Source organism: Arthrobacter antibioticus (assembly GCF_030063205.1).
Lineage (GTDB): Bacteria > Actinomycetota > Actinomycetes > Actinomycetales > Micrococcaceae > Specibacter.
Genome location: NZ_JASISQ010000001.1, coordinates 614636 through 628616 on the forward strand (window position 1 = coordinate 614636; position 13981 = coordinate 628616).

Consider the following 13981-nt stretch of genomic DNA (forward strand, 5'->3'; position numbering starts at 1 on the left):
CACAACACAATTTCCGCCGCCAAAATGCGATTTAACTCACAGAAAAGTCAAAAAGAGCCGCTTTGGTCTTGGCAACCTTTTTGATCGGGTAGACTAGTCGTCGTTGCCATAAGCGCGGAAGACATCGAATAGATGTATTTCTGCACTTCGGCGGACATGGTGGGATTAGCTCAGTTGGCAGAGCGCCTGGTTGTGGTCCAGGAGGTCGCGGGTTCAACCCCCGTATCTCACCCCGAGTGTGATTCACAGGAATCACGAAACACCCCGGTCAATTGATCGGGGTGTTTTTCATTCTCTCCCTTGCGTTGCCCCGGTGTCCGCACCTCCCGAATTTTGAACCACATAGTAAAATCTGATCTGATTTCCAGCCTGAAAAGGAAGCTGTCATGACCATCCTGCCCGTGACCATCTTGGGTGAACCCGTTCTCCACCGCCGCGCTGATGAGGTTAAGACCTTTGACGAAGACCTCAAATCCCTTGTCGCAGATATGTATGAAACCATGGCGGCGGCCAACGGTGTTGGTCTGGCAGCACCGCAAATAGGAGTCGGTCTGCGGATCTTCACCTACAAGATGGAGAACGACGACGACGTCCCCTCCCTTGGGGTTGTGGTGAATCCAACGCTGACAGTGGGTAAGATCTCTGGGAACGCTCCGGATCCTGAAGAAGAAGTTGAAGGCTGCCTGTCAGTACCCGGCATTGACTTTCCACTCAAACGAGCCGAGTGGGTGCGTGTGCGCGGATTCGATGTAGATGGCAACCCCTTGGATTTTGAAGCCACGGGTTGGTTTGCCCGTTGCATGCAGCATGAATATGACCACCTTGACGGCAAGCTCTACGTTGACAGGCTCAATGCACGTTTTTCCAAGAAAGCCAGGCGCTCCGCAAAGAGCAACGGTTGGGGCGTGCCTCATCTGACCTGGATGCCAGGGGTTGACCCGGACCCTTTCGGGCACTAATCCATTCCGGGCTCCGCTCCGGGCACTACTCCGCGCCAGCACCAATCCACTCCGGCTCCGGCTCCGGCTCCGGCTCCGATGATGCTGGCGATGCGATGTTGTGAGTGGTTTCTCACGTGGAGTTTTCTGCGCAATATTACTGCGGAGCCAGCCTGCATGGAGTAGCTTGGGCATACAGAAAGTATGTAAATTTTTACTCCGGCCGCTTCTTTCTTTACGACGTGGCCGCAAAGGGGAACAATGTCCGACTCAAGCACGACCAACCCAGCCCCGACAGGGATTCCCCGCAAAGTCATAGGCCTTGCAGTGGCCGGTGCCGTAGGCGGATTCCTGTTTGGCTTTGATTCCTCAGTAGTCAACGGCGCGGTAGACGCCATCCAGGGCCAGTTTGTTCTAGGGGACGCCCTGACCGGCTTCGCCGTAGCTGTTGCTCTTTTGGGCTGCGCGGTTGGCGCCTACATGGCCGGAAAAATTGCGGACGCCAAGGGGCGCATCCCGGCCATGAAGCTCGGTGGCCTCCTCTTCTTCGTCAGTGCTTTGGGTACCGGTTTCGCGTTCAGCGTCTACGACTTGATTTTCTGGCGGCTCGTGGGCGGTCTCGGTATTGGGCTGGCCTCCGTTATTGCTCCTGCCTACATTTCCGAAATTTCACCACGCAAACACCGCGGACGTTTGGCTTCGTTGCAGCAGCTGGCTATCACGACAGGTATTTTTGCGGCACTTCTTTCCGATGCTTTGTTTGCAAATGCCGCCGGAGGCGCCGCCCAGACGCTGTGGTTTGGTTTGCCTGCTTGGCGTTGGATGTTCCTGGCCGCAGCAGTTCCGGCCGTGGCGTACTTCCTAATCGCTCTGGTACTGCCTGAATCCCCTCGCTTCCTTGTACTGCAAGGAAAAGAAGAGGAAGCCGCAAAGGTTTTCAAAACCATTGCCCCGCATGAGGACACCGAACGCAGCATCCGCGAAATTAAAGAGGCTGTTAAGGAAGATTCGCTTTCCGCTAAGAAAGGTTCCCTGCGTGGGAAACGCTTTGGTTTGATGCCCGTGGTGTGGATTGGCATCATCCTCTCCATGCTCCAACAATTTGTGGGCATCAACGTCATCTTCTATTACTCCACAACTCTGTGGCAGGCGGTGGGATTCCAGGAGAAGGATTCACTGACTATCTCGGTGGTAACGGCGATCGTGAACATTCTTGTGACACTCGTCGCCATTGCTCTCGTGGACAGAATCGGTAGGCGTCCCATCCTGCTGACAGGGTCCATTGGTATGGCACTGTCCTTGGGCACCATGGCACTGGCTTTTGCCAATGCCACTGGCTCAGGTTCCGACATCAGTTTGCCCGGCTCCTGGGGACCTGTAGCGCTGGTTGCTGCCAACATCTTTGTGGTTAGTTTCGGCGCCTCGTGGGGACCGCTTGTCTGGGTCCTTCTGGGCGAGATCTTCCCTTCTCGCATCCGGGCCCGCGCGCTTGGGCTGGCAGCCGCAGCTCAGTGGATTGCCAACTTCATCATCACCTTGACGTTCCCCTCCATGGCTTCGGCTTCACTGCCGCTGACCTACGGAATCTACGCATTGTTCGCGGTGGGATCGTTCTTCTTTGTGATGTTCAAGATCCCGGAAACCAACGGCATGTCCTTGGAGCAGGCGGACACCCTGTTCGTAAAGAAGCCCAAGGCCGCCAAATAACCACCTCTTTAGGTTGAGGTTGGAGGTGATGACACCCCGGAGGAATGAACGGGGTGTCATCACCTCCAACCTCAACTGCGGTGGTGTTCGGTAGGCTGGGAAAATGACTTCCCGAACCACCCTCAGCCCAAACCTGGTCCTTGCCTACCTTGACATCGCCGAAGAAGATCGCAGTGGCTGTTTAATTTTGATTGAGGGACCCCCCACCCCGCCAGTATCCAGGGTTCTGACATATTTATCCGCCAGTTTGGGCAGCGCCGACGAGCCTGTCCCTGAACTTGGTACTGCAGAACTGGCCGTTAATGAGCAGGATTGGCTCAGTGCCATGATGCGTTTTGTTCCTCACCTTTTGGCTTGGCATCAGGGGCGGGCCATCCCCGACGCCATTTCGCGTGCCACCTTGGCTGATTTTGGTCGCAATTTGGTCATCAATCGCAGAGTCCACAACCGGTTCGGCATGGACACCTGGAAATGGCTCAACCACGTGTTCTCGGGCCGTATATATCAGCTTGGTCGGCTCCAATATCTGATCCACCAACCAGCAAATCCCATCCCCGGTGTTTCCAGCGGAGAATGGATACTGGGGATCCATATCCCAGAAGGTGGTGGCTTAGCTGCCGAGAACGTGCGTGAAAGTTTGGCATGGGCTGGCAGCTTCTTTGCCAAACACTTCCCCGCACAGCCGGTAAAAATAGCCAACTGTGAGTCCTGGCTACTGGATCCTTATCTGCGGGATCATCTTGACCCAAGCTCCAATATTGCCAAATTCGCCGCCCGCTTCACTCCCTACGGGCAGCCTCGCAATGAACCAACGGATGCCGTGTACTTCACTTTCCGCACCCGCACTCTAGAAGAGTTGCACACGTTGCCACGGAACACGACGTTAGAAAAGGTTGTTCTTGAGCGCATCGATGCCGGAGGCACCTGGCAGTTGGGCTTCGGTACCTTGGAGTTATGATGCCAACAACACGCCGCCATGCTGCGGTAAACTTATTATTTGCTGTCCTGTCTTTGCCTGACAAAATTCTTCACCGCTAGAAAGTAGTCTTGTGTCCTCTCCGGCCCAGTCCCCCGTCCGCGCCACCGAAATTACCGGTCAGGCGCAGCGTCGCAGAACTTTTGCCGTCATCTCCCACCCGGATGCCGGTAAGTCAACGCTGACAGAAGCGTTGGCGCTGCATGCCAAAGTGATTGGTACCGCCGGGGCAACTAACGGCAAGTCCAACCGCCGGGACACAGTCTCTGACTGGCAACAGATGGAGAAGGACCGCGGGATTTCAATTAGCTCCGCAGCTCTTCAGTTCTCCTACCGCGACACTGTCATTAACTTGCTAGACACCCCCGGGCACGCTGACTTCTCAGAAGACACCTACCGCGTATTGGCTGCTGTCGATTGCGCCGTTATGCTCATTGACGCTGGCAAGGGCTTGGAAACTCAGACCATGAAGCTCTTTGAGGTGTGCCGTCAGCGCAATCTACCCATCATCACCGTAATCAACAAGTGGGACCGGCCAGGACTTGACCCCCTTGAATTGATGGATGAGATCACCGAGCGCACCGGGCTGACCCCCATGCCACTGACGTGGGCCATCGGCATTGCCGGTGACTTCCGTGGCGTGTGGGATATCCGACGCAACGAGTTTGCCAAGTTTGCCCGCAACAGCTCCGGCGCCCACATCGCCTTGACCCAGTACCTCACGCCCGAGCAGGCAGCCGAATCCGAAGGTGAAGCATGGGTTGAGTCCACCGATGAAGCCAGTCTGGTTGTTGATGTCGATTCACCTTTGGACCTTGATGCGTTCTACGCTGGCAAAGCCACTCCCCTGCTGTTCTCCTCAGCAGCATTGAACTTTGGGGTCAAACAAATCCTGGACACTCTGGTGGACTTTGCCCCTCCGGCTTCCGCGCGCGCCGACATTTCCGGCACCACCCGCCCGGTAGAAGCCCCTTTCTCCGGCTTTGTGTTCAAGGTCCAGGCAGGCATGAACCAGGCACACCGCGACCACGTGGCTTTTGTCCGCGTCTGCTCTGGCATATTTGAACGAGGCATGGTTGTTACCCAGTCACGCACAGGCAAGTCCTTCGCCACCAAGTATGCACAGCAAGTGTTTGGCCGCGAACGAGAGGTCATCGATACCGCGTTTCCTGGTGATGTAGTGGGGCTGGTAAATGCTTCAGCTTTGCGAGTGGGCGACAGCCTTTACGTTGAGGAAGGCGTGGAATACCCTGCCATTCCGCTGTTCGCGCCGGAGCACTTCCAGGTGGCCCGATCCAAGGATCCCAGCAAGTACAAGCAGTTCCGCCGGGGAATTGAACAACTGGAGCACGAAGGTGTTATTCAGGTGCTGCGCTCGGATTTACGCGGCGATCAGGCACCTGTGCTCGCTGCTGTTGGCCCCATGCAGTTTGAAGTTGTCGAGGACCGCATGCATCATGATTTCAACGCTCCTATGCGTTTGGAGCGTTTGCCGTATTCTCTCGCCAGATTGACCACGCAGGAGGCCACAGCCACGCTGAGCGCGGTTCATGGAGCTGAGGTACTTGAGCGAAGCGACGGGGAGTTCTTGGCCCTATTCAACGATATTTGGGCTATGCGTAGGGTGGAAAAGAACCACCCTGGCCTCTCACTGGCAGAAATCGGTACTTCCATGCAGAAGTAGCACTTGGCCTGCTTTATCTGCAGCTGGCGTTGACAACAAGATTCTCTTCAATTCAGGTATCCAGATGGCAAGCTTTGCTGCTGCGGACACGGGCCAAGGACACGTTTCATGGCCGCTTTTTCTGCTGCCGTTACCCAGAGGTTGTAGGCGGCTTTGACGGAAATTTGGCGGGCAACATAGTGGCAGCGAAATTTTTTGGACGCTGGCAGCCACGTGGCTGCGTCGCCATCAGATTTTTCTTGATTCGCCGGCCCATCTGCCGCCAGAAGGTTCAAGGGATCGTTGGCTAAACTTTGGCGTTGCAACCCCGACAGCGCTGGTGCGCCGGTCTGCCACGCATTGCCAAGAGCCACCACATGGTCGATTTGAACTGCCCCGCTGCTGTCCTTGCCCCGTTGGAAGTGAACTTCCGCTCCTGTATATGGCTCAGCGAGAACACCGGAGGCCACTACGCAATGGGAACCGGCACTGAACGCAACCCCTTGAAGATCTCTTCGCAAGACATCGTTGCGAGTGTCGCAGCCGTTGGCGTCGGCGTCCATCCAGGCTTCACCGAAGGCGCTGCGTTGGTAGTCCTTGCCCGGAGCTTTCCCCTTAACCTCCAGAGTGTCCAGCAGCATCATGGCGCTTCCTGTCGATACTGCAATGACTGGCCCGCCCAGAACTGGCGTCGGTGTGCTGAACGATGGAGCCGGGCCGGCCTCTGGTACGAAAGGCCACCGCCCCGAACTGTGCAGCCAGCCGCTCAAGAGCACTAGAACCAGCAAGGCTAGAGCAATTGCGGCGCGCACGGGGGCACGGCATTGCGCCTGCGGTCGGTGCCGTTGGAGTTGGAGTTGTGTGTGGCGTGCCATGGCCCCTGCCCACCTTGATTCCCTCACCAGCGGCTGTGTCGTTGAATATGTCGTGCTGGAACAAGTCTAGAGACATAGCCGTTGGCGCGTTCTGAGTTATCCACAGGCCGATGTGGCGTGTGTATGAAGAATCTGGCAGCCGTTGTAACCCTCAGGCAGCAAAAAGGCCGGCCACCTAAAGTGACCGACCCATTTACAACTACTCATTCAGTGGTGCTATTTATTCAGGGCGTTTCGCCGGACCCAGCCGATAGCAGCCGTAGCCACGAACAGGACGATTCCAACGACCGCCAGCCAGAACAGGCCCTTGACCACAAAACCAAGGATCGAAAGGACAAGCCAAATGACAAGAAGTGCAATTATTATTCCAACCATCGCATAAACTTACCGCACCATCGCCGCTAATGAAAAGTGACCCACAGCCGGGTAGGAAGTAGTGGTACATCTCGCGGTCGATTCACGGATTGGGAAAGTTTAAGTGGATAGGGCAGCCGATACGCCGGGTTTTGTCATCCGCAACAGTTACCCGCTGCGGAGAGGCAACCATCCATCTACGAACGCCGTTGCCGACGCCCTCTAGCGGCCTACCCAGACACTCGGGCGAACAGCCCTCAGTCATGCCCTGTCTGGCCTTGCTCCGGGCGGGGTTTACCGAGCTTCCCCAGTCACCTGGGGAACTGGTGGTCTCTTACACCACCGTTTCACCCTTACCTGCGCCGGCTCTTGCGAGCCGTGCGGGCGGTTTACTTTCTGTGGCACTTTCCTGCGAGTTACCCCGAGTGGGCGTTACCCACCACCCTGTTCTGTGGAGCCCGGACGTTCCTCGAGTCACTTGCGTGGCTCGCGGTTGCCTAGCTGCCCTATCCAGCAACTAAGTGTACAGGTCGCAGGGACACCGATCGAGCGGAGCAAGACTGGGCAGCTGGGTCTGGTCCAGAATTCTACCGGGGTGAGGTTAAAGCTAAAGGTGCCGGTCGGCGTCGTACTTTAAAGTACGACGCCGACCAGCACCTTTGACACGCCGTTACGTTACGCCGGCAACAGTACCGGTGATTCTTCCACTGCGGGGAATTGACGCGGGTGGACCCCTGCCATCTCTTCCATCACGCGGACCACTTGGCAGCTGTAGCCGAATTCGTTGTCATACCAGACGTAGAGAACCAAATGCTTGTCATTGCTGATCGTTGCTAGACCATCCACAATTCCGGCCCTGCGTGAACCAATAAAATCGCTGGAAACCACTTCCGGAGAGTCAATGAAATCGATCTGCTTGCGCAGCCCGGAATTCAAGGACATATCCCGCAAATATGTGTTGATTTCTTCTTTGGTAGTGCCGTTTTCAAGTGTCAAATTCAAGATCGCCATCGACACATTCGGGGTAGGGACACGGATGGAGTTACCAGAGAGTTTACCGGCGAGCTCGGGCAGTGCCTTGGCTACGGCCTTTGCAGCTCCGGTTTCGGTCAAAACCATGTTCAGCGCTGCAGATCGCCCCCGGCGGTCTCCCTTATGGAAGTTATCCGTCAGGTTTTGATCATTCGTGAAGGAGTGCACAGTTTCAACATGCCCATGGACAATACCGTACTTGTCGTTGAGCGCCTTGAGCACCGGTGTGATGGCGTTGGTGGTACAGGAGGCGGCGGTGATGATCTTATCTTCATCCTTGATGGTGTCATGGTTGATTCCATGCACCACGTTCTTTAGCGCCCCTTTGCCTGGTGCGGTGAGCAACACCCGGGAGGCACCCTTGCTCTGCAGGTGCTGCGAGAGGCCTTCCTCATCGCGCCACCGGCCGGTGTTATCCACAATCAGGGCGTCGTGAATATTGAAAGCGGTGTAGTCGATGGCGGAAGGATCATCCGAGTAGATAACCTGAATGGCTGTGCCATTGGCCTGGATGATGTTGCGCTCTTCATCAACGGTGATAGTGCCGTTGAAAGGCCCATGGACGGAGTCACGGCGCAACAAGCTGGCACGTTTGGTCAGGTCAGATTCGCCACCATTGCGCACAACAATCGCCCGGAGCCGCAAGCCCTGACCGCCCCCGGCGTGTTCAATGAGGATCCTGGCCAGCAGCCGGCCGATCCGCCCGAAACCGTAGAGGACTACATCCTTGCCTCGCCGCGGATCCTGCCCCTGGCGGTCCACGATCTCAGCTAGCTCAACGCGCAGGAATTCTTCGCGGCTCTGACCTACACCCTCTTGGGCGTATTTGAGATTCAACGTGGCCAGGTTAATCGACGCCGGGCCCAGACGAAGGGCTGTCAATGCAAGGAGCATGGGCAGTGTTTCTTCTGGACGGAGTAGAACTCCGTCAACATGGCGGGCAAAACGGTGCGCCTTCAGCAAGCTGACGGCGGACTGGTTGATCAGGCTGCGTCCATGTACTGAGAGAATCACGTTATTCTCACGATACAGGCGGCCAATAAGCGGAATCATAGCTTCCGCCATGGTTTCGCGTTCGATCCATGACTCTAGGACGGCTTCACTATTGTTTGCCGCGAGTTCTTGCACCACGTAATCATCCTCTTCCAGCTCAAAACACCCTTGGTTCAAGCCACCTCTAGTGTGCCAGCGCACAGATGTTACTGGCGAGTTCAGTGAGACGGTTCACTAGACCGGTCTATCTAGAAATGAACTATACGGGATGACGTGACGTCTCTACGCCGGAGCATCCCCTGATGACCTGGAGTCTTAGTGGAGATTGACCCACTCACCAACAGATAAGCTCGAACAGTGCTAATTTTGCTTCCCCCTTCTGAAGGTAAGACCCCGGCCCAGACCGGTTCCCCCGCTGACTTGGCTAATTTGAGCTTTCCCTCGCTGACCGCCGCCCGCCACGAGGTGGCAGTTGCGTTGGCCTCCGTGTCGGGACAAGATGATGCACTCCGTCAGCTGGGCGTAGGAGCAACCTTGGGGCATGAGGTCTCACGGAACATGCGCCTGATGAAAGAGCCAGCCGCACCGGCCCACAGCATCTACACCGGTGTGCTTTTTGACGCCCTAGGGTATTCAAACCTCACAACAACCCAAAAACGCAAAGCGGATGCCACAATCCTTGTGATCTCCGGTCTCTGGGGAGCCGTGGGATTCGCTGATAGCATCCCCGCCTATCGTCTCTCCATGTCCGTAGGCCTGCCAGGGCTGGGGAAGCTAGCCAGCTACTGGAAACCGCGGCTAGCCGCGGCGTTGGCGGAGCACGCCCAAGATCATCTCATGGTCGATTGCCGCTCCAGCAGTTACGCCGCCGCGTGGGTCCCTGACCCCGTGCGCACTGTGGCCATCAACGTTTTCACAGAACGTGACGGCACACGCAAAGTGGTCTCACACTTCGCCAAACACACCCGCGGGGAACTAGCCAGACACTTGCTGACTCGCCGTGGTGCGTCACCACAAAACCCGGAGCAGCTGGCCCGTGCCGCCGGAGAACGATGGACGGTTGAACTCGTGGCAGGAACTTCGCGCAAAGCGCACGCCCTGAACATCATCCTCAGTGACTGAGCTTTCCGACCACCGAAGCTCCAAATAGCCAAGCACCAGTGGGAATGCGGTCTAGCCCCAGTCCTCGGAACGGACCAGAATGGCACCTGAATCCGGGCAAAAGACAAGGGTCTCAGGCGTTGACTTTTTGATCTCAACCAGGTCGCCAGCGCTGAGCTGCATGCCTGAACCTTCTGATTTTCCGTGGAACAAGCGGGCAGCGCCAACACCGTATTTGCCCAGGGCCCTGTCGTAAATGGCCAGCAGGTCCGGGGCAAAGGTGGCGGCCAGCTCAGCCCGTTCGGCCAAAGTGGCGTCGCGCTCCATTTTCAGTGCACCCAATTTGCTGCGCAGCTCATCCAAAACCTCGTCAAGAACAGATTGCATCTGTGCCACGAGGCCGTGCTGAGCCTCTTGCTTCGACGTTGCCTCCTCGAAGGCCTCCATAGCCTCCAGCTGGGTGTCCTCAAGATCGCCCCGGCGATGATTCAAGGATTCAATCTCACTCTGCAGCGCCATGAGATCTTTTGACAATCCACTGCCACTGTTCAATTTCGTCTCGTCGCGTTCAATCCGGGCAACTACAGCCGCCACATCATCTTCAGCCTTCGTTAGTGTCCTGTGAGCATCACTCACTGCCGTATCAAGGACTACAAGATCACTTTTAGCCACTGTTACCCCAGCGTGTAAATCCGGAAGGCGAGGATCTTCTTTCAGCGCCTTAGCCTGAACATCAAGCCCGCGTAGTTTGCCGTCAAAGCCCTGAATCTCCAGCAAGCGCATTTGCTCGCCCGGTGCTGCCTTAGCCATGTAAGTCCTCCTGCTACATCACGTGCGTGGTTATTCTCATGGGCAAGCCTAGTTCCCGGGGGTGAGAATAAAGTCCCACGGGTCCGTGTTTGTCTGACTCACTGCCAATTCAGCCTCAAAGCCCTGGTCGCTCAGAACATTACCCAGGGCTTGGGCCGCGGCAGGAAGCCATAGCCATTCGCTGGCAAAGTGCGAGAGGTCGATGAGGAAAGGCTTTCCGTCCGCGCGTGCCTCACGGGCTTCCGAGGCCGGGTGATGACGCAGGTCCGCAGTGACGTATACATCGGCATCACTGGCACGAACAGCGTCAAACAAGCTATCTCCGGCCCCTCCGCACACCGCCACCTTATGGACAAGCGCGTTTTTATCCCCCGCCACCCGCACACCTCCGGCAACGGCTGGCAGCGTTAAGAAGATCCGCGCGGCCAAGTCACCCAACTTTTCGGCTCCCGGCAGCATGCCAACACGGCCAATTCCTTCTTCGACTAAACCGTGTTTGGCTGCCATAAGCGGTTGCGCATCGCTCAGGCCAAGAACGTCGGCAAGTACATCGGAGACGCCACCTACAGCGCTATCGCCATTGGTATGGACAGTCAGCAGGGCACAACCACCTTCGATCAGCCTGTGGATTGCCCTGCCTTTCCCCGAGGTGGCGGCCACCGAGTTCACGCCTTTAAGCAACAAGGGGTGGTGGGTGATCAACAGTTGCGCACCCCATTCCAACGCCTCATCAATGACCTCAAGTGTGGGGTCAACAGCGAACATGATTCTGTCTACTTCCGCCTCAGGGCGGCCAACTACCAGACCCACACGGTCCCATTCTTCAGCCAAGGATTCCGGCCACAGCTCCTCAACAGCGACGAGAATGTCTGAGAGTACCGGAGTCTCCAAGGCAAACAATGCATCCTCGCCCGGCCCTGAGACTTGATCCGGCCCTGAGTCCTGATCCGGAGCCTGGAGCGAATCTTGTTCCGGAAACGAATCTTGTTCCTGGTCTGGATTTTGTTCCTGGACTGGATCTTTTTCCTGATCTGGATCTTGTTCCTGATCTGTGCCGGTGACTGCCTCGGCGCCGTGGGCACCTGCGCCAGTTCCGTCGTCGTGCGTGGGAAGAAATGATTCCTTACTCATAGTCCTACCTTACTGGCGAGAGCGCCCAGTGGAGACTTCAAAGCCGTTGGGGAATCTTGTGGCCACCAAATGACTTATAAATGAACATGAAGACTTTTGTATTGGGCGGTGGGTGCTTTTGGTGCCTCGATGCCGTCTACCAAATGACCAAAGGCGTGGAATCCGTAGTGTCCGGTTACACTGCCGGGGCCCTGCCAAATCCCACGTATGAACAAATCTGTACTGGCATGACAGGACATGCGGAGGTGGTATCGGTGACTTTTGATGAAAGTATCATTCCCCCGGACGTCATCTTGGACATGTTCTTTGTGCAGCACGATCCCACCACGCTCAATCGGCAGGGGTACGACGCCGGAACCCAGTACCGCTCAGCCATGTACTACCGCGATGCTGAGGAAGAAGCAGCTTTCCATGCTGCTATTGAGCGCAACCAGCCGTTGTGGGATGACCCAATAGTTACGGAAGTCTCACCACTGGGGGTCATCTATCCTGCCACCGCAGATCACCAGGATTTCTATGCCCAGCGCCCGGAAGTCGGCTACTGCAGGGTCATTATCGACCCAAAAATCGCCAAAGTAAGAAAACATTACGCGAAGTGGCTTTCCGCGTAGGAACACCCCGCAGGAATCGCTACGCTGGCGAACATACCGAGCACCCCGAGACTGCAGCACACCGGTTCACGAAAGAATTGAAGGAGAAGTCATGGCACGGATTTATGACAATGTTACCCAATTGGTGGGCGGCACACCCTTGGTGCGCCTCAACCGCCTAACTGAAGGCCTGGATGCCACGGTGGCTGTGAAGCTGGAGTTCTACAACCCTGCCAACAGCGTCAAGGACAGGATCGGTGTCGCCATTGTTGATGCAGCAGAGGCGTCGGGGGAACTCAAGCCCGGTGGCACTATTGTGGAGGGCACCTCAGGGAACACAGGCATCGCCTTGGCCATGGTTGGCGCTGCACGCGGCTACAAAGTTATCCTGACCATGCCAGAGACAATGTCCACTGAGCGGCGCGTCATGCTCCGTGCGTACGGTGCTGAGATTGTTTTGACGCCGGGTTCCGAGGGTATGCGCGGATCCCTAGACCGAGCGAAGGAAATCGTCGCCAACACGGAAAATGCTGTCTGGGCCCAACAATTCGCCAATGTTGCAAACCCCGAGGCGCACCGGCGTACCACCGCCGAGGAAATCTGGAACGACACCGATGGGGCCGTTGATATCTTCGTTGCCGGAGTTGGTACCGGTGGAACCGTCACAGGTGTTGGCCAAGTCCTCAAGGAACGCAAGCCCGGCGTGCAGATTGTTGCCGTGGAGCCCCTAGATTCGGCCATCCTCAACGGTGGGGCCCCTGGCCCCCACAAGATTCAGGGTCTGGGCGCCAACTTTATTCCTGAAATTCTGGATCAAGACATCTACGACGAAGTATTCGACGCCACGCTAGAGGACTCCGTCCGGGTTGCCCGCGAACTCGGTGTCAAAGAAGGGATCTTGGGCGGCATTTCCTCCGGAGCGATCGTCTGGGCTGCCCTGGAACTGGCTAAACGCCCGGAAAACGCCGGCAAACTCATAGTCGCCATCATCTGCGATTTCGGCGAACGCTACATTTCCACAGTGCTTTACGACGACATCCGGGGCTAGTAAGTATCCTTGGCGGAATATTTCCCGCATCAATGACGCTGTCGGTGTCAGTGATGCGGGTCTTGCCGTCTGGGGACTTTGTTTGTTCGAACGCTGCGTAGTGGGACGGCTCCTTTGCGCAGGCATGGCAAACCACGCCAAGAATTATCTGTGGCGCTCAACTGAAGGAAGTCTGTGGGATTTTTCAGCAGAATACATGAAGACCTCGAGTCGGCCCGCTCGCATGATCCGGCTGCCCGCAGTTCGGCAGAAAACTTTTTCATATACTCGGGGCTCCATGCCATCTGGATGCATCGGCTAACCCACAAGATGTGGGCTAAACCGGGATTGCGGTTTCCTGCAAGGGCATTGTCACAGTTGGCGCGTTTTGTCACAGGAATCGAGATCCATCCGGGTGCCACCATTGGCAGGCGCTTCTTCATCGACCACGGCATGGGCGTTGTTATTGGCGAGACAAGCAACATTGGTGATGACGTCATGATCTATCACGGGGTAACCCTCGGGGGCCGTTCTCTGGCCAAGGTCAAGAGGCACCCAACCATCGGCGACCGTGTCACCATAGGTGCCGGTGCGAAGGTGCTGGGCCCCATCACCATTGGCAGTGACTCCGCCATTGGCGCCAACGCCGTCGTGGTCAAAGAGGCACCTTGTAACTCCATCATCACGGGCGTCCCAGCCACATGGCGGCATCGAGACGCTAAGCGTGAGATGGCTCCGGCCGTCGATCCAGCGGAGTACATCGACCCGGCCATGTGGATTTAGT

13 protein-coding genes, 1 tRNA gene and 1 other RNA gene are annotated in these 13981 nt (G+C 56.6%); 9 read left to right on the plus strand and 6 right to left on the minus strand.

Annotation, left to right across the window (positions count from 1 at the left end):
• Positions 1-159: 159 nt before the first annotated feature.
• The 5 genes from QMG40_RS02845 to QMG40_RS02865 all read left to right on the plus strand — a co-directional run bounded on the left by QMG40_RS02845 (position 160) and on the right by QMG40_RS02865 (position 5305).
• A tRNA-His gene (locus QMG40_RS02845) sits at positions 160-232 on the plus strand.
• Between the two features lie 154 nt (positions 233-386).
• Complete coding sequence (def, locus tag QMG40_RS02850; RefSeq protein WP_283527692.1) at positions 387-959, plus strand: peptide deformylase; 573 nt, start codon at positions 387-389, stop codon at positions 957-959.
• Between the two features lie 240 nt (positions 960-1199).
• A complete protein-coding gene (locus QMG40_RS02855; RefSeq protein ID WP_283527694.1) occupies positions 1200-2645 on the plus strand; it encodes a sugar porter family MFS transporter in 1446 nt (481 codons plus the stop codon).
• A 103-nt stretch (positions 2646-2748) separates the two neighbouring features.
• Positions 2749-3603: an acyltransferase domain-containing protein gene (locus tag QMG40_RS02860; RefSeq protein ID WP_283527696.1), complete on the plus strand. Its 855-nt coding sequence runs from the start codon at positions 2749-2751 to the stop codon at positions 3601-3603.
• Between the two features lie 91 nt (positions 3604-3694).
• On the plus strand, positions 3695-5305 hold the full coding sequence (locus QMG40_RS02865) for a peptide chain release factor 3 (RefSeq protein WP_283527698.1): 1611 nt from the start codon (positions 3695-3697) through the stop codon (positions 5303-5305).
• A 47-nt stretch (positions 5306-5352) separates the two neighbouring features.
• Here the strand turns inward: QMG40_RS02865 and QMG40_RS02870 are convergent, their stop codons facing one another.
• The 4 genes from QMG40_RS02870 to QMG40_RS02885 all read right to left on the minus strand — a co-directional run bounded on the left by QMG40_RS02870 (position 5353) and on the right by QMG40_RS02885 (position 8676).
• A complete protein-coding gene (locus QMG40_RS02870) occupies positions 5353-6159 on the minus strand; it encodes an HNH endonuclease family protein (protein ID WP_283527701.1) in 807 nt (268 codons plus the stop codon).
• Positions 6160-6375: 216 nt separating this feature from the next.
• Positions 6376-6534 (minus strand): hypothetical protein, encoded by a 159-nt coding sequence (locus QMG40_RS02875; RefSeq protein WP_283527703.1) that lies wholly within the window; start codon positions 6532-6534, stop codon positions 6376-6378.
• A gap of 104 nt (positions 6535-6638) precedes the next feature.
• Positions 6639-7022: RNase P RNA component class A (rnpB, locus tag QMG40_RS02880), an RNA gene on the minus strand.
• 166 nt (positions 7023-7188) lie between these two features.
• Positions 7189-8676, minus strand: coding sequence for a glyceraldehyde-3-phosphate dehydrogenase (locus QMG40_RS02885; RefSeq protein WP_283527705.1), 1488 nt, complete (start codon positions 8674-8676; stop codon positions 7189-7191).
• A 219-nt stretch (positions 8677-8895) separates the two neighbouring features.
• On the opposite strand from QMG40_RS02885, the gene QMG40_RS02890 reads away from it, so the two are divergent.
• Entirely contained in the window at positions 8896-9660 is a 765-nt protein-coding gene (locus QMG40_RS02890) for a YaaA family protein (protein WP_283527707.1), read from the plus strand.
• 51 nt (positions 9661-9711) lie between these two features.
• Here QMG40_RS02890 and QMG40_RS02895 read toward each other — a convergent pair whose 3' ends face one another.
• Together QMG40_RS02895 and QMG40_RS02900 are read right to left on the minus strand one after the other, a co-directional pair.
• On the minus strand, positions 9712-10449 hold the full coding sequence (locus tag QMG40_RS02895) for a zinc ribbon domain-containing protein (protein WP_283527709.1): 738 nt from the start codon (positions 10447-10449) through the stop codon (positions 9712-9714).
• A 48-nt stretch (positions 10450-10497) separates the two neighbouring features.
• Positions 10498-11580 (minus strand): Nif3-like dinuclear metal center hexameric protein, encoded by a 1083-nt coding sequence (locus tag QMG40_RS02900; RefSeq protein ID WP_283527710.1) that lies wholly within the window; start codon positions 11578-11580, stop codon positions 10498-10500.
• Between the two features lie 86 nt (positions 11581-11666).
• On the opposite strand from QMG40_RS02900, the gene msrA reads away from it, so the two are divergent.
• From msrA to epsC, 3 genes are all read left to right on the plus strand, one after another.
• A complete protein-coding gene (gene msrA, locus QMG40_RS02905) occupies positions 11667-12191 on the plus strand; it encodes a peptide-methionine (S)-S-oxide reductase MsrA (RefSeq protein ID WP_283528604.1) in 525 nt (174 codons plus the stop codon).
• A gap of 91 nt (positions 12192-12282) precedes the next feature.
• Positions 12283-13218 (plus strand): cysteine synthase A, encoded by a 936-nt coding sequence (gene cysK / locus QMG40_RS02910; protein WP_283527712.1) that lies wholly within the window; start codon positions 12283-12285, stop codon positions 13216-13218.
• A gap of 174 nt (positions 13219-13392) precedes the next feature.
• On the plus strand, positions 13393-13980 hold the full coding sequence (gene epsC / locus QMG40_RS02915; protein ID WP_283527714.1) for a serine O-acetyltransferase EpsC: 588 nt from the start codon (positions 13393-13395) through the stop codon (positions 13978-13980).
• The last annotated feature ends 1 nt before the right edge of the window (position 13981 follow it).